General features: G+C 66.1%; 19 protein-coding genes. 8 read left to right on the top strand and 11 right to left on the bottom strand.

What is annotated here, in order from left to right; genetic code table 11:
- Nucleotides 1–22: 22 nt before the first annotated feature.
- From GC146_RS08870 to GC146_RS08845, 6 genes are all read right to left on the bottom strand, one after another.
- Nucleotides 23–1,051, bottom strand: coding sequence for a 2OG-Fe(II) oxygenase family protein (locus tag GC146_RS08870; RefSeq protein WP_291837188.1), 1,029 nt, complete (start codon nucleotides 1,049–1,051; stop codon nucleotides 23–25).
- Between the two features lie 88 nt (nucleotides 1,052–1,139).
- Nucleotides 1,140–1,697: a PqiC family protein gene (locus tag GC146_RS08865; protein WP_291837186.1), complete on the bottom strand. Its 558-nt coding sequence runs from the start codon at nucleotides 1,695–1,697 to the stop codon at nucleotides 1,140–1,142.
- 4 nt (nucleotides 1,698–1,701) lie between these two features.
- Entirely contained in the window at nucleotides 1,702–3,786 is a 2,085-nt protein-coding gene (locus GC146_RS08860; protein WP_291837184.1) for an MlaD family protein, read from the bottom strand.
- Nucleotides 3,783–4,418 carry a paraquat-inducible protein A gene (locus tag GC146_RS08855; RefSeq protein WP_291837182.1) on the bottom strand — a complete coding sequence of 212 codons (636 nt, stop codon included), beginning with the start codon at nucleotides 4,416–4,418 and terminating at the stop codon, nucleotides 3,783–3,785. Before GC146_RS08855 ends, GC146_RS08860 begins: the two co-directional genes overlap by 4 nt.
- On the bottom strand, nucleotides 4,385–5,047 hold the full coding sequence (locus GC146_RS08850; protein WP_291837180.1) for a paraquat-inducible protein A: 663 nt from the start codon (nucleotides 5,045–5,047) through the stop codon (nucleotides 4,385–4,387). The genes GC146_RS08855 and GC146_RS08850 overlap by 34 nt, the downstream gene beginning before the upstream one ends.
- Before the next feature lie 51 nt (nucleotides 5,048–5,098).
- Complete coding sequence (locus GC146_RS08845; protein ID WP_291837178.1) at nucleotides 5,099–5,800, bottom strand: tyrosine-protein phosphatase; 702 nt, start codon at nucleotides 5,798–5,800, stop codon at nucleotides 5,099–5,101.
- 138 nt (nucleotides 5,801–5,938) lie between these two features.
- Between GC146_RS08845 and GC146_RS08840 the strand changes: the two genes are divergently transcribed.
- A complete protein-coding gene (locus tag GC146_RS08840; protein WP_291837176.1) occupies nucleotides 5,939–6,967 on the top strand; it encodes an N-acetylneuraminate synthase family protein in 1,029 nt (342 codons plus the stop codon).
- Nucleotides 6,968–6,976: 9 nt separating this feature from the next.
- Here the strand turns inward: GC146_RS08840 and GC146_RS08835 are convergent, their stop codons facing one another.
- On the bottom strand, nucleotides 6,977–7,618 hold the full coding sequence (locus GC146_RS08835) for a glycosyltransferase family 29 protein (RefSeq protein ID WP_291837174.1): 642 nt from the start codon (nucleotides 7,616–7,618) through the stop codon (nucleotides 6,977–6,979).
- A complete protein-coding gene (locus GC146_RS08830; protein ID WP_291837172.1) occupies nucleotides 7,618–8,394 on the bottom strand; it encodes a glycosyl transferase in 777 nt (258 codons plus the stop codon). Before GC146_RS08830 ends, GC146_RS08835 begins: the two co-directional genes overlap by 1 nt.
- A 130-nt stretch (nucleotides 8,395–8,524) precedes the next feature.
- On the opposite strand from GC146_RS08830, the gene neuC reads away from it, so the two are divergent.
- Genes neuC through GC146_RS08815 form a run of 3 tightly spaced genes read left to right on the top strand, consistent with a single transcriptional unit; the run spans nucleotide 8,525 to nucleotide 12,183 of the window.
- The gene (gene neuC, locus GC146_RS08825; RefSeq protein WP_291837170.1) at nucleotides 8,525–9,646 is read left to right on the top strand and encodes a UDP-N-acetylglucosamine 2-epimerase; all 1,122 of its coding nucleotides are present in this window, start codon (nucleotides 8,525–8,527) and stop codon (nucleotides 9,644–9,646) included.
- A 52-nt stretch (nucleotides 9,647–9,698) separates the two neighbouring features.
- A complete protein-coding gene (locus tag GC146_RS08820; RefSeq protein WP_291837168.1) occupies nucleotides 9,699–10,907 on the top strand; it encodes a glycosyltransferase N-terminal domain-containing protein in 1,209 nt (402 codons plus the stop codon).
- Complete coding sequence (locus GC146_RS08815) at nucleotides 10,900–12,183, top strand: glycosyltransferase N-terminal domain-containing protein (RefSeq protein ID WP_291837166.1); 1,284 nt, start codon at nucleotides 10,900–10,902, stop codon at nucleotides 12,181–12,183. Before GC146_RS08820 ends, GC146_RS08815 begins: the two co-directional genes overlap by 8 nt.
- On the opposite strand, the gene GC146_RS08810 is transcribed toward GC146_RS08815, so the two are convergent.
- From GC146_RS08810 to GC146_RS08800, 3 genes are read right to left on the bottom strand one after another with little or no spacing between them, the layout of a single operon-like run.
- Nucleotides 12,170–12,961, bottom strand: coding sequence for an SDR family oxidoreductase (locus tag GC146_RS08810; RefSeq protein ID WP_291837164.1), 792 nt, complete (start codon nucleotides 12,959–12,961; stop codon nucleotides 12,170–12,172). The genes GC146_RS08815 and GC146_RS08810 overlap by 14 nt on opposite strands.
- Nucleotides 12,954–13,661 carry an acylneuraminate cytidylyltransferase family protein gene (locus GC146_RS08805; RefSeq protein ID WP_291837162.1) on the bottom strand — a complete coding sequence of 236 codons (708 nt, stop codon included), beginning with the start codon at nucleotides 13,659–13,661 and terminating at the stop codon, nucleotides 12,954–12,956. Before GC146_RS08805 ends, GC146_RS08810 begins: the two co-directional genes overlap by 8 nt.
- A complete protein-coding gene (locus GC146_RS08800; RefSeq protein WP_291837160.1) occupies nucleotides 13,658–14,581 on the bottom strand; it encodes a hypothetical protein in 924 nt (307 codons plus the stop codon). The genes GC146_RS08805 and GC146_RS08800 overlap by 4 nt, the downstream gene beginning before the upstream one ends.
- Nucleotides 14,582–14,754: 173 nt before the next feature.
- On the opposite strand from GC146_RS08800, the gene GC146_RS08795 reads away from it, so the two are divergent.
- From GC146_RS08795 to GC146_RS08780, 4 genes are read left to right on the top strand one after another with little or no spacing between them, the layout of a single operon-like run.
- A complete protein-coding gene (locus GC146_RS08795; RefSeq protein WP_291837158.1) occupies nucleotides 14,755–15,381 on the top strand; it encodes a CDP-alcohol phosphatidyltransferase family protein in 627 nt (208 codons plus the stop codon).
- Nucleotides 15,378–16,577 (top strand): ABC transporter substrate-binding protein, encoded by a 1,200-nt coding sequence (locus tag GC146_RS08790; protein ID WP_291837156.1) that lies wholly within the window; start codon nucleotides 15,378–15,380, stop codon nucleotides 16,575–16,577. The genes GC146_RS08795 and GC146_RS08790 overlap by 4 nt, the downstream gene beginning before the upstream one ends.
- Nucleotides 16,578–16,583: 6 nt before the next feature.
- Nucleotides 16,584–18,281, top strand: coding sequence for an ABC transporter permease subunit (locus tag GC146_RS08785; RefSeq protein ID WP_291837154.1), 1,698 nt, complete (start codon nucleotides 16,584–16,586; stop codon nucleotides 18,279–18,281).
- Nucleotides 18,274–18,918, top strand: coding sequence for an ATP-binding cassette domain-containing protein (locus tag GC146_RS08780; RefSeq protein ID WP_291837153.1), 645 nt, complete (start codon nucleotides 18,274–18,276; stop codon nucleotides 18,916–18,918). The genes GC146_RS08785 and GC146_RS08780 overlap by 8 nt, the downstream gene beginning before the upstream one ends.
- Nucleotides 18,919–18,964: the final 46 nt, after the last annotated feature.

Genomic DNA, 18,964 nt, shown 5'->3' with positions numbered 1-18,964 from the left:
CCGCGCAGATCATGCGGCCGCGTCAGCTTGCCCGGGTCACGCCGCGCGGCGTGCGCAGGTGCGCGATGCCCGCCTGTTCGACGAACTTCGTCGTCGCGTCCCACAGGTGATCGCCGTAAGAGACCGGCGCGAAGTCGGCCGCGCCGCCAAGCGGCAGGGGTGCGATCACCGCATCCACCGCGGGTTCGTAGAAGAACGGAATAGAGAAACGTTCGGCACTGCCGCCGATCACGCGGTGGCGCGTCGCCTTGACCCGGCCACCCGTCCAACGTTCCAGCAGCTTGCCAAAGTTGACGGCCAGCGTGCTCTCGCGCGGCGGCACATCGACCCAGACCTCATCCGATGCCTGCGCCTGCAATCCGGCAACTCCGTCCTGCGCCAAGAGCGTCACAAAGCCCGAATCCACATGGGCGCGCGCGAGCATGAACAGCTCTCGCCCGTCGTGCGTAACTCGCGCCTCGTCACCCGCGCCGGCAAGGCTTTCCGGCGTGCGCGGCGGGTAGCGCAGCAGGCGCAGGGTGGAGATGCCCTGTTCGAAACTCGCATCGAACACCTGCTCCGGCAGGCCCAGACTGCGGGCCAGCGCACGCATCAGGGCCTGTCCCACCCCTTCCATCGCCCGGTAATAGTCCTGCACCGCCTGATGCCATCCCGGCAGGTCGGCGGGATCGGGAAGCGGTGTCGGCTCGACCAGCGGGTCGTCGGGGCGGGTCCGCGACGGCCCGTAGGCCACGTCGGGCCCCATGTCGATGCCCTCTTTCCACGTGGCATTGCCCGGGGTCAGCGGAAACCAGCCGCGATAGACGTTGGCTCGGGTCGGGTCGAAATTCCAGCGGTATAGCTTGCGCTTGGCGTCCTCCGGCAGGCCGAAAATCGACAGCAGCCTGCGCCGCAGATCGGGCGAAAGCGTATCGCCCGGAAGGCCTGTGACCGTCATGAACCCGATCGAGGTTGCCGCCTCGCCGATCAGCCGGTCGGCCGTGTCGCGGGCCGAAGAGGGGCCTGAAAAAAGGGCCGCAATGTCGATGTAGGGAATGAGGTGGTCTGGCATCGCATCCTCGCTGGCGATGAGGAGTCATACGGCCCGGCCATTTTTCGGGCAACAAGAAGGTTGGCCCTGCTCGTCGATCGGCGCAACCCTACCGGCGCAACCGCTGCACGATCTGCCCGGCAAGGTCCGACAGGGCCGTACCGGCGGCCTTGGCCACGCTGCCCGGTGCGCGGTCGGGCAGCGGCGCGGTGATGTCAAAGCGTTGTAGGCGGTCGCGAATTACGCCATCGGGCGATGTCAGGGCGAACTGCCCGGTCATCTCGAAGCGGCCATCGGCCCGCGCGATCATGTCGTCGATACGCACCTCAAGCCGGGCCTGCGCCGGGTCTTGCAGCGGCCAAGGCTCGGCGGCGACCGCCGCCGTCGTCGCCTCGTCAAGTAGCCGCGCGAGCGCACCGGTCACGCCATGCACTGGATCGTCGGCCCAGACCGCGTTCTTCACCCGGTGCAGCGCCCCGTCGTCCTCTTCCACCACGATCTCGGACGCGGCTGCATAGGCAGGCAGGGTCACGTCGCGCACTTCCAGCGTGGCAATGGCAACGCGTGCTTTGGCGGCCGGAGCGGGCGTGGCCAGCACATAGCGGGCGTCATCGGTTCCGCAGGCGGCCAGCAGCAGCACAATGATGAGGGGCAGCGATCGGATCATCAGTTCATTTCCCTATCAGCAGCGAGTTGGGGTTGCGCTCGATCTGGCGGGCCAGTTGCGAGACGGCCCGTGCGGCAGACTGCACTTCACGCAGTGCCGCCAGCGTTTCGGCGTTGAAATCCGACCGGGCGCCATAGCTGGAAATCAGTGCATCGGCACGGCCCGCCAGCGCATCTAGCCGCGCCGAAAGATCGGGCAGCGTGGCAGAGGCCTGCGCCACTGCATCGGCCGCGTTCCGCGCCGAGGCCAGCGCGGCATTGGTGTTTTCGATCGCACCACCGGCCCGCAAGTCGGCCAGCGCGGCGCGGACCTGGTCCAGCGCATCGGTAAGCGACGCGGGCAGTGCGCGCGCCTGATCAGTGCCGATAATGGCATCGGCGCTGTCCAGCACCTTTGTCGCCGAGGCGACCAGTTGATCGGTTGGCAAAGCGTTCAGCTTGTCGGCCACCGCCTGAAGACTGTCGACGAGGTCGGGAAATTTCTGCGAGGCATCGGCGATGCCCTTGGCCGCGGTATTGGCGTTGGCAATGGCGTCGGCCAGTTGTGCCGCCGCACCTTGCGCCTTCAACTCGTCGACAACTGCGCGCAGATCCTTGACCGCCCCCTCCAGCTCGCCCGGCAGGGCCTGCGTGGCGTCCTGATTGATCAACGCGCGCGCATCGGTCAGCAGCCCTGCCAAGGCCGCCGGCGTAGCGCGGGTGCCATCGGCGCGAGCGATATCCTCGATCGCTGACATCAGGCTGGTGGCCTGGTTCAGCACCTCTTCGATCGGCAGCTTGTTGACCCGGTCCAGCAACCCCTGCGCGGTTGCGGTGAAATCGGGGATCTGGGACTTTGTCGTCGGCAAGACGGGAAGCCCGTTCGCGGGGGTCTCCAGCGCGGCGGGGGGCGCATCGGGTGTATCAACGAGTTCGACGATCAGCGCAGCGCTGAACAGGCCCGCCGTGCTGAGCCGCGCGCGCAGGCCCTTGGCGACCGCGCTCTGCAGAAAATGCAACGCGGCATCCTTGCCGCCATTAGCGGGCAGGCCCAAAGCCTGCGGATCAATCGCGATGGTCGCCCGGAGCCGCACCACCTGACCCGAGGGCGTATCCTCGACAAAGGCGCCGAGGCTGGTCACCTCGCCCACGCGCAGGCCGCGATATTGCACCGCCGCGCCGGTGGTCAGGCCACTGACAGAGCCGTCAAACTCGATCGCGAGGTCCAGCGCATCGGCGCCGACACCTGTAAAGATGCTGTCACGCGCCGCGGCTTCGTCGTCGAACAGATCGAAGATCGTGCTGTCAGTCACCGGAGAGCCACCCGAGAACACGGTGTCAAACGCGATCCCGCCCGAGATCAGCGCCGAAAGGCTGCCCACGTCCAGCTTTAGCCCCCCTGTCCCCAGCGAAACGGAAAAGCCAGACAGGTCCCAGAACCGTGTGGCGGTGGTGATGCGCTTGTCGTTTGGGGCCTCAATGAACGCGTCAACCAACACCGCATCGCCCGCAGGCGTCAGGTGCGGCGTTTCCAGCTGGCCAACCTCGATGCCCTTGTAGAAGACCGGCGCGCCAGCCGAGAGAAGGTTGCCGTCGCGCGCCCGGATCGTCACCCGAGTGCCCTTGCGGCCCGGCTGCACGGTCGGCGGGTCTTCCAGCCCGGTGAAATCTACCGTCGTACTCCCCTTCGTCGGGCTCCATGCCCCCTCGATGTAGACGCCCGACAGGACGGTCGACAGGCCCGTGATGCCGCGTGCCGTCACGTTGGGCCGGACGACCCAGAACTGCGCATCGGGGGTAAAGGTGCTGGCCACCTGGTTGTGCACTCGCGCCGAGACGATGACATGGCTGAGGTCGGGCGAGAAATTGACGCTTTCGACCGTGCCGATCACCACGTCGCGAAAGCGCAGCGTGGTTTCGTTCGGTGTAACGCCGGCCGCGTTCTCGAAGGTGATATGGATCAGCGTGCCACGGTCAGAATAGCCTTTCCAAGCCACGCCCAGCGCGATCACAAGCGCCAGTACCGGCACAAGCCAGACAATGGACAGGTTGCGCCAGAACGACGGGCGCGCCTGCGATATTTCCAGCTCTGCTGGGGTCGGATCGGTCATGCGGCAGGGGCCTCATCAGCATCCCAGATCATCCGGGTATCAAAGCTCTGGGCGGAAAGCATGGTGGCCGCAACGGAAAAGGCAAAACTGACGGCGGCGATGCCCGGATTGATGGTGGCCACAAACTTCAACTGTACCAGCGATGAAAGGATCGCCACGACGAAAACGTCGATCATCGACCAGCGCCCGATGAACTCCACCACTTCGTAAAGGTGCTGGCGCCCATGACCACGGACCACGACACCCGCCCGGATCGACAAGGCGAGGTAGCCGATGGCCAGAAACTTGCCGATCGGGATCAGGACGCTGGCCACGAAGATGATTGCGGCAATGGCGTATTCGTGCAGGTCGATCAGCTGAAAGACACCGCCGATGATGGTGCTGGCGCTGGTCTTGCCCAGCGAAGAGGTCAGCAGCATCGGGTAGATGTTGGCGGGGATGTAAGCAATCAGCCCCGCGGCCAGCCACGCCCAGACCCGTTGCAGGCTGGCCGTATCACGGCTGATCAACCGGGCGTGGCATCGGCTGCAGCGTTCAGTCCCCGCGCGATGAACGCGGCCGCAATTGGTGCAGCCCACCAAACCCGCCGCGCGGGCGGTCAGGATGCCGCGCGCTGTTCCAGCGTTTTCCATACCGACATCCTGCACATCACGACGTCCTTGAGGACCGTCACCAAAACCAGCGCGATCAGCGCCCAGAACGCGGGGCCCAGCGACAACTGCGCCAGTCCCGCGATTTTCACCAACGCAATGGCCACGCCAACGACAAAGATCTCGGCCATCGCCCAGGGTCGCATTGCATTTGCCAGTCGGAAGGCAGGCACCGCGCCCACAATTGGCCGCCTGCCCAACGCCATTGGCGCTAGCGCGTAAATCAGCGCCACCAGCCGCACCAGCGGTATCACCACGATCATCGCCGCGACGGCCAGCGAAAGTGGTGCCATCAGGCCATTGGAAAAGGCCAGCGCCGCATCGAGGACTGAGCTGGTTCGGCGCAGCCCCTGCGCGTCGAGTTCAAGAAACGGAAACCATATGGCTGCGGCCATAAGGACAAGCGCCGTCACCGCCAGCATGACAAGCCGCGTCAACGCTTGTCGCCGTGGCGCAAGCAAGACCGTTTGACAGCGCACGCAGCGGGCCGTGGCGCCGACCGGCACATCGGCCAGATGATGCAGCGCGTCGCAAGTGGGGCAGGCGATAAGACCAGCCAGTGCGGCATCGTCCATCGTGCCGGCTGCGGCTGGGAGGGCGGGCTGAACCATGCCTCTTATCTATCGCAAGGGCGCTGTTGCCGAAAGGCCGTTACCCGGGCCTCAGGCGGGCCAGCGATAGCCCGCATCGCGGTAGGCCTGAAAACTGCGCGTCAGCGTGTCCTGATCGTATTCGTCGCGCAGCCAGTCGGCGATGCCAATCGGCCCTTTGGCCAGCCGCCGTTCATAAAGATCCAGCAGGTGATCCATGATCCCGGTCTTGGAGCGGCGGAAATGGACGAAGCGTACCGATAGCTGCTTGCGCGCCTCGGCGAGCGGCCGGTTCTCGACCGCCAGCAGGTAGATCGCGGCGGCAAGGCCGGTGCGGTCGGCGCCGGACTTGCAATGCATCAGGAACGGCCGCTCCATCGTCTCGAAGGCATCGAGCAGTTCCAGCATCGATTCACGTCGTGGCGCGCTGCGCGCCGACATCGCCACATCGACCAGCGTCAGCCCGTGCTTTTCGCAGGCTTCGATCTCAAACAGGTAGGGGGACAGGCGCACGCGCCCCCGCAGGTTCAGGATGGTGCGAATGCCCATGTCGGCATAGGCAGCAAAGCGTTTCGGGTTGGGCTGGTTCGAGCGGTAAGCGCCCGGCGCGATCTCGGCGAAGTTGTGCCAACGGCGGCGCAGGATGCCGTGATCCAGCCAGTCGAGGTGCCATTCCGACCGCTTGCGTTCATGCGGGTCGGTGATGTCCTTGCCGAAGGAGTTGCGCCATTCCCGTTCCCATTGGTCGAGGCGGCGCCAGAGCTTGCCGATCATGCGCGAGGGGCGTCTTTCCGCTGGTTTCTGGCCGGGGCACACTTGGGTCAGTTGCCTTGCGATTGCAAGCCAAAGCCGGTTTTGCATTTGCCCCTGCGCCACGCTAGAGCAAGAGACAACGCCACGCAGGAGAGTGCCATGAAGATTGCCGGACGCGAGATCGGACCGAACCAGCCGCCGCTGGTCATAGCCGAGATCGGTATCAACCACGGCGGCGACCTGGCCGTGGCGAAGGATATGGTGCGCCTTGCGGCCGGGGCCGGGTGCGAGATGGTGAAACACCAGACCCACATCATCGAGGACGAGATGACGGAAGAGGCAAAGTCCATCTTTCCGCCCAACGCCGATGTCTCGATCTGGCACGTGATGGAACGCTGCGCGCTCAGCCGCGAGGACGAGGCGGAGCTGAAACGCTATACCGAAGAGCTCGGCATGATCTGGATCTCGACGCCGTTCTCACGCGCCGCGGCCGATTTCCTCGAAACGCTGGACGTGCCGGCCTACAAGATCGGCTCGGGCGAGGCGGACAACCTGCCGCTGATCCGCCACATCGCCCGCAAGGGCAAGCCGGTGATCATGTCGACGGGCATGCAGAACATCGAGACGATCCGCGCCAGCGTCGCCATCCTTGACGATGCCGGGATCGACTATGCCCTGCTGGAATGCACCAATCTTTACCCCAGCCCGCCCGAAATCGTCTCGCTGAAGGGCGTGACCGAGTTGAAGGCGGCCTTCCCCAACGCGGTCGTCGGGTTCTCGGACCATTCGATCGGGCCGGAAATGGCGCTGGCCAGTGTCGCGCTGGGCGCCAGCATCCTCGAGCGGCACTATACCGACACGCGCTACCGGATCGGGCCGGACATCATCAACTCGATGGACCCGGCCGAGTTGCGTTTCCTGATCGACCGCTCGCGCGAAATATGGATTGCCGCGAACAACCCCAAGCAGCGCACCGCGGCAGAAGAGCCTGTCTATCGCTTTGCCCGCGCCAGCGTCGTGGCCGACGCCGACCTGCCCGAGGGCCATGTCATCACCGAGGCCGACATCTGGGCCCGCCGTCCCGGCTCGGGAGAGATCGCGGGCTACGATTTCGACAAGGTGGTGGGCAAGCGCCTGACCCGCGCGGTCACGCGGAATACCCAGCTGAAGTGGGCTGACTTGGCCTGAAAACAGGCTCTAGACAGGCGGAATGATGGTTATCTTTCCAGCTTCCGCCCAGCCCCGGATAATCTCGCCCTCGCGAGCGAAATTATGCGGGGTCTTGTAGCCGTCGGGGTTGTAGTAGGTCTGTGTCTGCCCGAAGTCGAAGCCGTGCAGCGCGATTTCGCGCGCCACGCCCAGGCGAACCAGCCAGCTGACGATCATGAACCCCGATGATGGCCGCCGACCGATCAGGTTGCGGTCAGCCATCCAGCTGCGCCACGGATAGAACAGGGTTCGCGCCACGTTTTCGGCTCTGAACAGGCGAAAGTGCCGCATTTTCGGGATCAGCATCAGGAAGATCTGCGGCTCGAACGCCGCAACCGTCTCGTCCTCGCTAAGTTCTGGGGTCAGGCCCACCATGTCGGTCCGGGCGCCCTGGGCAGTCGGGTTGACGACGCGGCCCTTGTTCAGCCGGATCACGATGTCGAAGCCGTCAATCGTCTGGCCTTGCGCGGTATCCAGCAGCGCACGCGCATTGCCGACGACGACAACCCGCTTGCCCGCGATGGCCGCCCGCATCCGCGCGTCCGAATTGCGGGTCAGTTTCAACGACCAGCCGCGCGGGGCCTGCCACAGGTACTTGCGCGGCCAGGCCCGCAGGCGCGGCGGCAGCATCAGTCGCGCTCCGGGTCGCCACCGAAGCGGCGCCAGTAATCAACCATCCAGCCCACCCTGCCCCGCCCGACGTTGGGCGCGATGCCCCAGATGCCGGGCCGGATCAGGTCGATCGGGCGTGGCTCGCCGTGAAAGGCGATGACCTTCGTTGCCGGGGCCGGCGGGCGCGGCGGCAGGACAAGGCCCACGCCGACCGGGCGGCGCTGGTGATACTTGAAACTTGCGACCCAAGGCAGCGGCCAGAAGGCAAGATCAGGGAACTCGCCCTGCAGGTAGATCTGTTCGATCCGGTACTTCTGAACGAAATGCTGCGGACGGGCCGCGAAATTCTCGACGATCCATGGATGGGCGCCCAGCGTGAAGGCGAAGATGCCGGTGCCCGCCACTTGAGGCACCTGAATCCGGCCCGCGCGCCAGTTCGGCCCGGTGTCGATCACTGCAATCTCACCGGGATGGGTGAACATCTCGTCCAGCCCGCCGCAGATGACCGTATCAAGATCGATGAACAGGGCCCGTCCCGTCAGCCCGTAAAGATCGGCGGCAAAGACCGTCAGCTTCGGCCAGCCGCCCTTCTTCCAGTCGAAATCGGTCAATCCCAGATCGGGGATCGGAAACGCCTCGACCTCGGGCAGCAGGCCCGCGTCATTGTCAGTCAGGCAAACGAAACGGAACGGGCCGGTAATGGCGGCGCGGCAGGCGCGGTAAAGGACATTCACGTAAACCGCAGGGTAGAGCGTGCCCCATTTCATGCACAGGACAACACGGGGCTGGGTCACTTGCGGGGCGCCTTCGCTGCTGCGGATCGTCCGGACCCTATGAGGCGCATCCGCGATTGTCCACCGCCCGGGGGCGATTGCCCCGCCCCCCCGGCGCGCGTAGGATCGCCTGACAATTCCGGACTGATCCATGACACGCAGCATTCTTTTCGTCACCGGCACCCGCGCGGATTTCGGCAAGCTGGAACCGCTGGCCGCCGCGGCGCGCGATGCTGGCTTTGCAGTGTCGTTCTTTGTTACCGGCATGCACCTTCTGGACCGCTACGGCCTGACAAGGGTCGAGGTGCAGCGGATGCCCGGCGTCACCGTGCACGAGTTTCTCAACCAGCGTCCGGGGGATCCGCAGGACATGATCCTGGCGAAGACGGTGGTAGGGTTTTCCGATTTCGTGACCGAACACCGGCCCGACCTGATCGTCGTGCATGGCGACCGGGTCGAGGCGCTGGCCTGTGCGCTGGTGGCCGCGACGAACTATATCCGCTCGGCCCATGTCGAGGGCGGCGAGGTATCGGGGACGATCGACGAGATCTTTCGCCACTGCAACACGAAGCTCGCCAGTCACCACTTCGTCTCTTCTGAGGCCGCCGCGCGGCGGGTCATGGCGCTGGGCGAGCCTGAGGCGCGGGTTCATGTCATCGGCTCACCCGAGCTTGACTTCCATTCGCGGCCCTCTGGCGTCACGATCGACGAGGTGAAGCGACGCTACGCAATCCCTTTTTCAGACTATGGAATCTGCGTCTTTCACCCTGTCACGTCCGAAGCGTCCAGCATGGGTGCGCAGGCTGCGGCGCTATATGGCACGCTGTCGGCATCGGGGCGTAACTTTGTCTTGATCGCCCCAAACAACGACCCCGGATCAGAGGCGATCTTTTCGGTCATCGCCAGCCTGCCGCAGGACCGGTTCCGCGTCATCCCGTCGATGCGGTTCGCACATTTTTCCGAGCTGATGAAGAACGCGGCCTGCATGGTGGGCAACTCCAGCGCGGGGGTGCGCGAGGCGCCTTTCCTGGGCATCCCTTCGCTGGATGTCGGCACGCGGCAGACGAACCGGGCCAAGGCAGACTCTATTTTCGCGGTTGCGGCCACAGACGATGCTGCCATTCGTCGCTTCCTCGCCGAGGAGTGGGGAAAGAATTATCCGCGCCATACCGCGTTTGGCAGCGGCACGGCGGCAGGGCATTTCGTGACGGTGTTGCAGGACGATGGGTTCTGGGCGGGCGGTCTGCAGAAAGAGTTCAACGATATTGCCTAGGGGGGCGCCAACCGGGCTTGCCCTGCGGGCCTATGTCGCGGCGACGCATGCCTTGGCACTGGCCGCACCGGGCCTGCTGCGGCGGCGGCTGGCACGCGGCAAGGAAGATCCGGCGCGCTGGCGCGAGAAACTGGGCGAGGCGACGGCCGCGCGGCCGGAGGGCCCGCTGGCCTGGCTGCACGCTGTGGGCGTCGGCGAAGTGTTGGCGCTGCGCGGTTTGATCGCGGCGCTGCGCGCGCAGAACCCCGATTTGCAGGTGTTGGTCACATCAACCGCGCGCACCTCGGCCATGGCCTTTGACAGGAATCGGCCCGCGGGCGTCATTCACCAGTTCCTGCCAGTCGATACGCCCGGCGCACGGGCGCGGTTCCTCGACCATTGGCGGCCCGACCTGTCGGTCTGGGCCGAGCAGGACCTGTGGCCGGGCCTGATCGTCGAGACGGCGCGGCGTGGTATTCCCCTGGCGCTGGTCAACGGACGCATGGACGCGACCGGGTTACGACAAAGGCAGCGCGCCGGGCGGATTTACCCCGACCTGCTGGCGCGGTTCGGCCTGATCGCCGCGCAGGATGCGGCCAGTGCAGCCGCCATCGGACAACTGGCCGGCCGGGAAATTGCGGTCACAGGCTCGCTGAAGCCTGCCGCACCCCCGTTGCTGGCCGATCCCGACGCCCTGCGGCAGATGCAAGCAGCGCTGGCCGGGCGGCACCTCTGGCTTGCCGCTGCCACACATGCCGAGGACGAAGCTGTCGCATTGGCGGCCCATCGTACCTTGTTGGCCAGGGACCCGGCCACCTTGCTGATCCTTGCACCGCGCCTGCCCACGCGGGGGGCCGATGTGCTTGCCAACGCTGGGATGCCCGGCGTCCTGAGATCAACAGCCGAGGTGCCGAGGGCCGACACCGGCTTACTGGTTGCCGATACGATGGGCGAGATGGGACTATGGTATCGTCTTGCGCCGATGGCGCTGATAGGTGGCAGTTTCGGGCCTGTGCAGGGTCACAATCCATGGGAAGCGGTCCGCCTCGGTTCGGCCGTGCTGCACGGACCAAACACCGGACATTTCGCGCAGGACTATGCCGCGCTGGATGCGGCCGGCGGCGCGGCGCAAGTGGCGGATGCGCCCTCGCTGCTGGCGGCCTTGCTTCAGGGACCGGGGGAGATGCCCCGCCATGCCGCGGCAGAGGCCGACAAGGCGACCGGCGCTGTCACCGCCCTGGCCGCGGACCTTCTGGCGCTGATGGGGCTGCATGATGGCTGACTTCCCGTCGCCCCGTCTGCGCCTCTTCCTGCTGGCCTACCGGGCGGCGTGGGTGCTGCTGTTGCCGGTGGTGCTGGTCTACCTGCGCCTGCGCGCGCGGAAGGATCCCCTTTACGCCCACCACCTGCCCGAGCGTTTCGGGCATTCGCAGGGTCTGGATGGGGCAGTCTGGATCCACGTTGTCTCGGTCGGCGAGGTGCGGGCCGCCGCACCGCTGATCCGTGCCCTTCTCGAACGGGGCGAGCGCGTGGTGCTGACCCATTTCACGCCTGCCGGGCGGCGCGAGGCGCAGGCCCTTTTTTCGGCACCGATCGCCGCCGGAACCCTGCATTCCGTCTGGGTGCCGTTCGAGCTGTCAGGGGCCTTTCGCCGCTTCTTTCGCCTGTACAGACCCGCATATGGCCTGGTGATCGAGGTCGAGATTTGGCCGGTGATGATCATGGAGGCGCGGCGCGCGGGCGTGCCGCTGTTCATGGCCAACGCGATCTTTCCCGCGCGCAGCTTCGCCCGCGATCGCGACGGGCTGCGCGGCGAGATCATGCGCGGCTTTGCCGGGGCGATGGTCAAGTCCGAGGTGCAGCGGGACCGTTTTGCCGCCGTGGGCCTGAGCAACATCGCCGTCACGGGCGAGCTGCGGTTCGACCTGCCGCCGCCGGTCGGACAGGTGCAGGCGGGGCTGCGGGCCCGGGCGGCGCTGGCACCGGCGCATGGCGTTCTGGCCTTTGCCAGTATCGTGGAAGGCGAAGATGCCCTGATGATCGACACGATCAAGGCGTTGCCGCCCGACCGGCGGCCGCTGATCGTCTACGTCCCACGCGCGCCGGAACGGTTTGACGCGGTGGCGGGTCTGCTGGCGGGCGCGGGGCTGCGGGTGGCGTGGCGCAGCCTGGCCTTCGACACCGCCCTTGCGCCGCGTGACCTGCCGGATTGCGACGTGCTGCTGGGCGACAGCCTGGGCGAGATGTTTTTCTACCTCGCCATGGCCGACCGTGTTGTCGTTGGCGGCGGTTTCGTGCGCGGTTCCCACAACATCATCGAGCCGCTGTCGCTGGGCAAACCGGTGATCGTCGGGCCGGACATCACCACGATCGAATATCCGGCCGCAGAGGCGATAGAGGCTGGGGTCTGCCGCCAGGTTCAGACCGGTGCCGAGCTGATTTCCGCCTTGTCAGAGCCTGTTTCCAGCGCCGACACCACGGCATTCCTTGCCGCCCATGCCGGCGCGGTCGCACGCACGCTGGACGCGCTGCCGCGCCTGCTGGCTACCAGCCGCTGAACCCGCCATCGACGTTGACAAGCTGTCCGGTCATGTAGCCCGCCTGCGCGCTGCACAAAAACAGCATGGCATCGGCAATCTCGTCGGGCTGGGCCATGCGGCCGGCCATGATCAGCTCGCCCACGCGGCGCTGGAACTCGTCCGAATGGCCGTTGAAGACGGCCCCCGGCGCGATGGTGTTGACCCTCGCCTGCCGTTTCGCCCAGTAGCCCGCCAGCCACAGCGTCAGGCCATGAATCCCGGCCTTGGTCGTGGAATAGGCCGAGAAGCTTTTGAACGGCATCCCCTCGTAGATCTGGTGATGCGGGCCGTTGAGCGCATACATCGAGGCCACGTTGATCAGGGTGCTGGGCCATTTGCCGACGATGTCGCGGTCCATCTGCCGGGCAATCATGAAGGCGCCGGTGAGGTTGGTGCGCAGCGTGCGTTCCCAGTCGCTGACGGACGTGTCTGCGAAATCGGGGAATGGCTTGCCCGCGCCCATCAAGAGCTCGCCCGTGATGGCGGCGTTGTTCAGCACGACGTTGGGCTGCCAGCCATCGGCCAGGATGCGCTGGAAAATGCCCGTGACCTGCGCCTCGTCGCCTACGTCAAGGTCGTAGAAGCGGAAGGCGGGGTTTTCGCCATGGGCGGCCTTCAGCGCGTCGGCCCGGTGGCCGGGAAGGTCGGACGCGATGACGCGCGCCCCTTCGGCCAGCATCCGGCGCACGTAGGTCGAGCCCAGAACGCCACCCGATCCGGTGATGAACACGGTGCGGCCGGCAAGTTGGTCAGTCATGTTTCTGCTCCTCGAGGCGGGTCTTCAGAAGGAACTCCACCAAAGTGAAATCGAATGGCGAATCGATGTCGACGCAGCGCTCTGCCGGCATCAGGTAGGGGATTACCCGGCCTTCATAGAGACTGTTCGCGCGTTTCAGGTAGGCCGGATCGACGACATAGGTCGAGGCCGCGTGTTCATAGACCACCGGCGCCTGCTGACGCGCAACGACGCCGCCGGGCAAGGGTTTGGAGACATGCAGCGCCCCCGTCTCGTCGGGTTCGACAAGGTTGAAATAGGGGTTCTTGCGCGCCTCGCAGCAGGACATGACCATGTCGGGGTGCTGGTCGGCGAAAAGCGCCAGCGCGTTCTCGATATCCTCGGGCAGGCGCAGGGGTGAGGTGCAGTCGAGGTCCAGAAACGCCGTCGCCGGCCCAGTCAGCGCCTCGGCCGCGCCCTGCGCGTGCTGCCAGACGCCCCATTTGCCTGCCGTGTCGGTGGCCAGGTGGGCAGGCCGCAGGCCGATCTTCAGCGCGCCCCTGGCAATGGCGTGTTCGTAGATCGCCTCGTCATCGGTCGAAACCACGACGGCATCGACAGAGGGACTGGCGAACAGCTGGTCCAGCGACCAGTCGATCAGCGGCTTGCCGCAGATCGGGCGAAAGTTCTTGCCGGGCACGCCCTTGGAGCCTTTTCGGGCGCCGATATGGCCGATGATCATGGATAGTCCCCCTCTACCTCTCCGGCAAATTGCCTTACCTGCCAGGCTGCCGCGATCAGCCGGCACGCGGGCAGGGCCAGGTCGAAGCGCGGCAGATGTTCCACGTCAGAGGTTTGCCGCCCCTCGACCAGCGCAAGAAAATCGCGCATCGCGTCAAGGAACATGGTGTTGCGGTCGAACACGATGTCGCGGGTCTGCGGGGCCTTGCCAGTGTCTGAAACCATGCGCCCCGCGATCAGGTCGAGGTCATGGCACTGGCCCGTCCCGCGCAGCGCGATGCGGCGCAGGCTGACCGGCGAGAGATAGTCCATCGCCACGGTGCCACCCGCGCCAAGGTTGATCCGCGTGGCAAAATCGACGCCCGGAAACGACGCATGGCCAAGGCTGGTGACAGCGCCAAGGGCGGCCTCGGGAAACAGCGTGGCGGCCATGTCCAGCTCGTGACAGAGGTCCAGCAGGACACCGCCCCCTGCAGGTTTCGCGGCATAGCTGGCCGCGAACGACCAGTTGGCCCGCCATTGCCGCACGTCATGACCAATCTCGAAGCTGAAACGGTAGATGTCGGACAGGTCGCGCTGCGCAAGATCGCGAAAGGCCGGGTGATAGCGCATCATGAAACCCAGCATCGAGCGGTCGGCCACCGGGGCGGCGGCGGCCTCGATCGTGGCCAGTTCCCCGGCGTCGTAGGCCAGCGGCTTTTCGCAATAGAAGGGCAGGCCGCGCGCGGCGCAAAGCGCGATGGGCGATGTGCGCACCTGGGTGGCGGTGGCAATGACCACGGCGTCGGGCGTCACCTCGTCCAGCGTCTGCTCGCCCGCGAAGGCACGGAAAGGCACCAGCACGGCCTCGGCCCCCAGCGTGCCGAGGTTGGCGTGATGGCGGCGCCCGATCGAACCGGCGCCGATAACGAGGATCCGCATGTGCCCTTGCCCCTGCTGATGCCCGCCCATCTTTCACGGCTGCGGCGCGGACGCAACCGAACGGGCCGGGCCGATTGTGTCAGGATTCGCCCCCGCTCTCACAATGGTGTTTGTGCAATTGCGTGACTGGCAGCGATGGGCGAGAAAACGCCGATACGCCACGGGAGACTAAAATGTTCGACGCCGCGCTGCGCAAGATGATCGACCCGCCGTTGAACCGGCTGGGCCGACTGCTGGCCGCGCGGGGGGCCGGCGCGGACGAGATCACCGTTCTGGGGTTGGGTTTCGGGGTGCTGACGGCGCTTTGCATCGCCGTGGGCTGGCCGCATCTGGCGCTGTTGCCGCTGGCCGGCAGTCGGCTGATGGACGGGCTGGACGGCGCGGTGGCCCGCGCGACGCGCAAGACAGATTTCGGCGGTTACCTCGATATCGCGTCCGATTTCCTGTTTTACGGTCTGGTGCCGATGGGCTTTGTCTGGGCCGACCCTGCAGGCAACGGCGCTGCGGGCGCGTTCCTTTTGGCCAGCTTCTATTTCAACGGCGCAAGTTTTCTGGGCTACGCGATCCTTGCCGAAAAGCGTGGGTTGGAAACCTCGGCACAAGGCGCCAAAACCCTCTATTACTCGGCCGGACTGTTGGAAGGGTCGGAAACGATCGCGTTCTTCGTCGCGATCTGCTTGTTTCCGGGTGCCTTTTCGGCCCTGTCATGGCTCTTCGGCCTGCTATGCGTCGCAACAGCGACGTTGCGCATCCTTGCCGCGCAGCAGCAATTCTCCGATTTTGAAAGGTCTTCCGCATGAAACGATTTGCCCTGATCCTCGCTCTTCTCGCGCCGGGCCTCGCGATGGCCGACACCGCGCCGTCGGACTGGCCGGCGGTCGAGGCAGCCGCACGGGGGCAGACCGTTTATTGGGATGCCTGGGGCGGTTCGACCGCGACGAACGATTTCATCGCCTGGGTCGGCCAGCGGGTGCAGGAAGATTATGGCGTCAACCTGATCCACGTGAAGCTGACCGATACCGCCGATGCCGTCACCCGCGTGCTGGCCGAAAAGCAGGCTGGCCAGACAAGCGGCGGCGCGGTGGACCTGATCTGGATCAACGGCGCCAACTTTGCCGCGATGAAGGAGGCAGGGCTGCTTTATGGCCCCTTCGCCGAGCAACTGCCGAACTGGAAGCTGGTCGATGTCGCGGGCAAGACCGTGCAGACCGATTTCACCGTGCCGGTCGAAGGCTACGAATCGCCCTGGGCGATGGCGCAGGTCGTCTTCATCCACGACACCGCGCGCGAGCCTGACCGGCTGGGCAGCATGGGGACCATCCTCGACTGGGCCAAGGCGCATCCGGGCCGCTTCACCTATCCCCAGCCGCCCGATTTCCTGGGCACGACCTTTCTGAAACAGGCGCTGATCGACCTGTTGCCCGATCCATCGGTCCTGCAACAGCCCGCCACGGACGCCAATTATGACGCCGTCACCGCGCCGCTTTGGGCCTGGCTGGACGAGTTGACACCCAACCTGTGGCGCCAGGGGCGCGCCTATCCGGCAACCGGGCCCGCCGCGCTGCAACTGATGAACGATGGCGAGATCGATCTGGCCATCTCGTTCAGCCCGGGCGAGGCGAGCACGGCCATTGCCAACGGCCAGTTGCCCGATACCGTGCGCACTTTCGTGCTGGACAAGGGCACGATCGGCAACGCGTCATTCGTGGCGATCCCGTTTGATTCCAGTGCCAAGGAAGGCGCGATGGTCGTGGCCAATTTCCTGATGTCGCCCGAGGCGCAGGCCCGCGCGCAGGACCCGGCCGTGCTGGGCTACGGCACGGTGCTGGACGTGGCCGCGCTGCCCGCCGCCAACAAGGTCCGGTTCGACGCGCTGGACCTCGGCATCGCCACGCTGACGCCCGATCAGCTGGGCAAGGTCCAGCCAGAACCGCATCCCAGCTGGATGACCCGCATCGCCGCCGACTGGGCCCGCCGCTACGGCGTCGCCAACTAGGCCCGGATGGTGCGCGGCAAGGGCCTGTTGCGGCTGGTGCCGGCACTGACGGTGCTGGCCATGCTGGGGCCGGTCGCGGCGGGCCTTCTGGGTGCGCTGGGTCCGGCGCTGGGCCACCTGCCGGCGGCCGGACTGAGCGCGCCACCGCTGACGCCCCTTACCGCCGTGCTGTCTACCCCCGGCATCGACAGGTCGATCCGGCTGTCGGTCACCACGGGCCTCGCCGCGACAGCGTTGGCATTGGGCACGGTCACCCTGTTGCTGGCGGGTTGGACCGGGTCGCGCGCCTTCGGGCTGTTGCAGCGGGCGCTGTCGCCGCTGTTGGCGGTGCCACATGCGGCGGCGGCGTTTGGTCTGGCGTTCCTGATCGCGCCCTCGGGCTGGCTGGCGCGAATCGTCTCGCCTTGGGCGACCGGGTGGCAGGTGCCGCCTGACATCCTGATCCTGCATGACCCGTGGGGGGCCTCGCTGGTAGCGGGGCTGGTAACCAAGGAGGTGCCCTTCCTGCTGCTGATGTCGCTGGCCGCATTGCGGCAGGTTGATGCGGCGCGCAGCCGGGCGGTGGCGCTGTCGCTGGGCTATGGGCCGGTGATGGGCTGGATCATCGGGGTCTTTCCGCGGCTGTACGCCCAGATCCGAATGCCGGTTTACGTGGTGCTGACCTACGCGATGTCCGTTGTCGACATGGCGCTGGTGCTGGGCCCTACCACGCCGCCGCCGCTGTCGGTTCAGATCGTGACATGGATGTCGGCCCCCGCGCTGGAAATGCGGATGCAGGCCGCCGCGGGCGCGCTTTTGCAGCTGGCGCTTGTGCTGGCGACGCTGGCGCTTTGGTGGCTGGGAGAACGGGTGGTTGCGCGGCTGGGGCGCCGCTGGGTGACAGCCGGGCGCCGCGCCCCGGCCGTCGAGCCGCTGCGCTGGCTTGGCCTTGCGGCGGCGAGCATCGTGGCGATGACGGTGCTTGCGGGGATTGCTGTAATGATGCTGTGGTCAGTCGCTTACGTCTGGCGCTTTCCCGCCGCTTTACCCGGCGCGCTGTCCGGAGCGGTCTGGATTCGGCAGGGGCCCGTGCTGAGCTCGACGCTGGCCGAGACGATGTGGATCGCCAGCGCGTCAACCGCCATGGCGCTGGTATTGGTGCTGGGCTGCCTTGAGGCAGAGCAGCGCTATCGCCTACGCCTGTCGGGACGGGGGTTGTGGCTGTTGTATCTTCCGCTTGTGATCCCGCAAACGGCATTTCTGCCGGGTCTGCAGGCGCTGCTGATCGACGCGGGGATTGGCGCCGGGCAGATTCCTGTGATCCTGGCGCACCTGGTTTTCGTGCTGCCTTACGTCTTCTTGTCGCTGGGCGATCCCTACCGTGCATGGGACGCACGGTTGGGCACGATCGCCGCCACGCTGGGGGCCGGGCCGAACCGCGTGCTATGGCGGGTGCGGCTGCCGATGCTGCTGGGCCCAGTGCTGACGGCGGCGGCGGTGGGGCTGGCCGTTTCGGTTGGGCAATACTTGCCGACGTTGCTGATCGGCGGTGGCCGCGTGATGACGCTGACGACCGAGGCGCTCGCGCTTTCCTCGGGCGGCGATCGGCGCGTGATCGCAGCATTCGGCCTTATGCAGACACTTGCCGCCCTTCTGCCTTTCGCACTGGCAATAGGCGTTCCGGCCGTCGTCTGGCGGCATCGAAAAGGGCTTGCGCATGGATAAGGGCCTCGAACTGCGCGACGTGCGGATCGAAAAGGACGGTTCGGCACTAATTGCGCTGGACGCACGGATCGGGTCGGGCGAGGTGCTGACGGTCATGGGGCCGTCCGGCGTAGGCAAATCCACGCTTTTGTCTTTCATCACAGGCACCCTTGCCCCCGGATTCTCGGCCAGCGGTCGCGTGATCCTTGACGGGTTGGACATAACCGACCTGCCGGCGCATCGACGCCGCGTTGGCATCCTGTTTCAGGACGATCTGCTGTTCCCGCATCTTTCGGTCGGTCAAAACCTGGCCTTTGGCCTGCGGGCGGGCGGAAATCGAGATGCGCGACAGGCGAAAATAGAGTCTGCACTTGCCGAAGTCGGCCTTGAAGGCTTTGCCGGGCGCGATCCTGCAACACTTTCGGGTGGGCAGAAGGCGCGGGTTTCATTAATGCGGATGCTGCTGTCAGAGCCTTGCGTGCTGCTGCTGGACGAGGCGTTCTCGCGGCTGGACGCGGTGTTGCGCGATCAGGTCCGCGAGATGGTCTTTGCCCGCGCCCGGGCCCGCGCGCTGCCGATCCTGATGGTGACGCATGACGCCGAGGATGCGCGCGCGGCAGGCGGGCAAGTGGTGACGCTGGGCCCGACTTCGGGCTGAATTGCCCATGGCATCCGCCCCGGTGGGAGTGCTAGCGTCCGGCCAA

The organism is Limimaricola sp. (genome assembly GCF_016125575.1).
GTDB lineage: Bacteria > Pseudomonadota > Alphaproteobacteria > Rhodobacterales > Rhodobacteraceae > WGLM01.
Note: the sequence above shows the minus strand (reverse complement) of the source record. Positions and strands in the feature narration are given on the sequence as shown.

Excerpts from the sequence above, each read along its gene's own strand:
- GC146_RS08870 (WP_291837188.1), bottom strand. The coding sequence starts at position 1,051 with ATGCCAGACCACCTCATTCCCTACATCGACATTGCGGCCCTTTTTTCA.
- GC146_RS08865 (WP_291837186.1), bottom strand. The coding sequence starts at position 1,697 with ATGATCCGATCGCTGCCCCTCATCATTGTGCTGCTGCTGGCCGCCTGC.
- GC146_RS08860 (WP_291837184.1), bottom strand. The coding sequence starts at position 3,786 with ATGACCGATCCGACCCCAGCAGAGCTGGAAATATCGCAGGCGCGCCCG.
- GC146_RS08855 (WP_291837182.1), bottom strand. The coding sequence starts at position 4,418 with ATGGAAAACGCTGGAACAGCGCGCGGCATCCTGACCGCCCGCGCGGCG.
- GC146_RS08850 (WP_291837180.1), bottom strand. The coding sequence starts at position 5,047 with ATGGTTCAGCCCGCCCTCCCAGCCGCAGCCGGCACGATGGACGATGCC.
- GC146_RS08845 (WP_291837178.1), bottom strand. The coding sequence starts at position 5,800 with ATGATCGGCAAGCTCTGGCGCCGCCTCGACCAATGGGAACGGGAATGG.
- GC146_RS08840 (WP_291837176.1), top strand. The coding sequence starts at position 5,939 with ATGAAGATTGCCGGACGCGAGATCGGACCGAACCAGCCGCCGCTGGTC.
- GC146_RS08835 (WP_291837174.1), bottom strand. The coding sequence starts at position 7,618 with ATGCTGCCGCCGCGCCTGCGGGCCTGGCCGCGCAAGTACCTGTGGCAG.
- neuC (WP_291837170.1), top strand. The coding sequence starts at position 8,525 with ATGACACGCAGCATTCTTTTCGTCACCGGCACCCGCGCGGATTTCGGC.
- GC146_RS08815 (WP_291837166.1), top strand. The coding sequence starts at position 10,900 with ATGGCTGACTTCCCGTCGCCCCGTCTGCGCCTCTTCCTGCTGGCCTAC.
- GC146_RS08810 (WP_291837164.1), bottom strand. The coding sequence starts at position 12,961 with ATGACTGACCAACTTGCCGGCCGCACCGTGTTCATCACCGGATCGGGT.
- GC146_RS08805 (WP_291837162.1), bottom strand. The coding sequence starts at position 13,661 with ATGATCATCGGCCATATCGGCGCCCGAAAAGGCTCCAAGGGCGTGCCC.
- GC146_RS08800 (WP_291837160.1), bottom strand. The coding sequence starts at position 14,581 with ATGCGGATCCTCGTTATCGGCGCCGGTTCGATCGGGCGCCGCCATCAC.
- GC146_RS08795 (WP_291837158.1), top strand. The coding sequence starts at position 14,755 with ATGTTCGACGCCGCGCTGCGCAAGATGATCGACCCGCCGTTGAACCGG.
- GC146_RS08790 (WP_291837156.1), top strand. The coding sequence starts at position 15,378 with ATGAAACGATTTGCCCTGATCCTCGCTCTTCTCGCGCCGGGCCTCGCG.
- GC146_RS08785 (WP_291837154.1), top strand. The coding sequence starts at position 16,584 with ATGGTGCGCGGCAAGGGCCTGTTGCGGCTGGTGCCGGCACTGACGGTG.
- GC146_RS08780 (WP_291837153.1), top strand. The coding sequence starts at position 18,274 with ATGGATAAGGGCCTCGAACTGCGCGACGTGCGGATCGAAAAGGACGGT.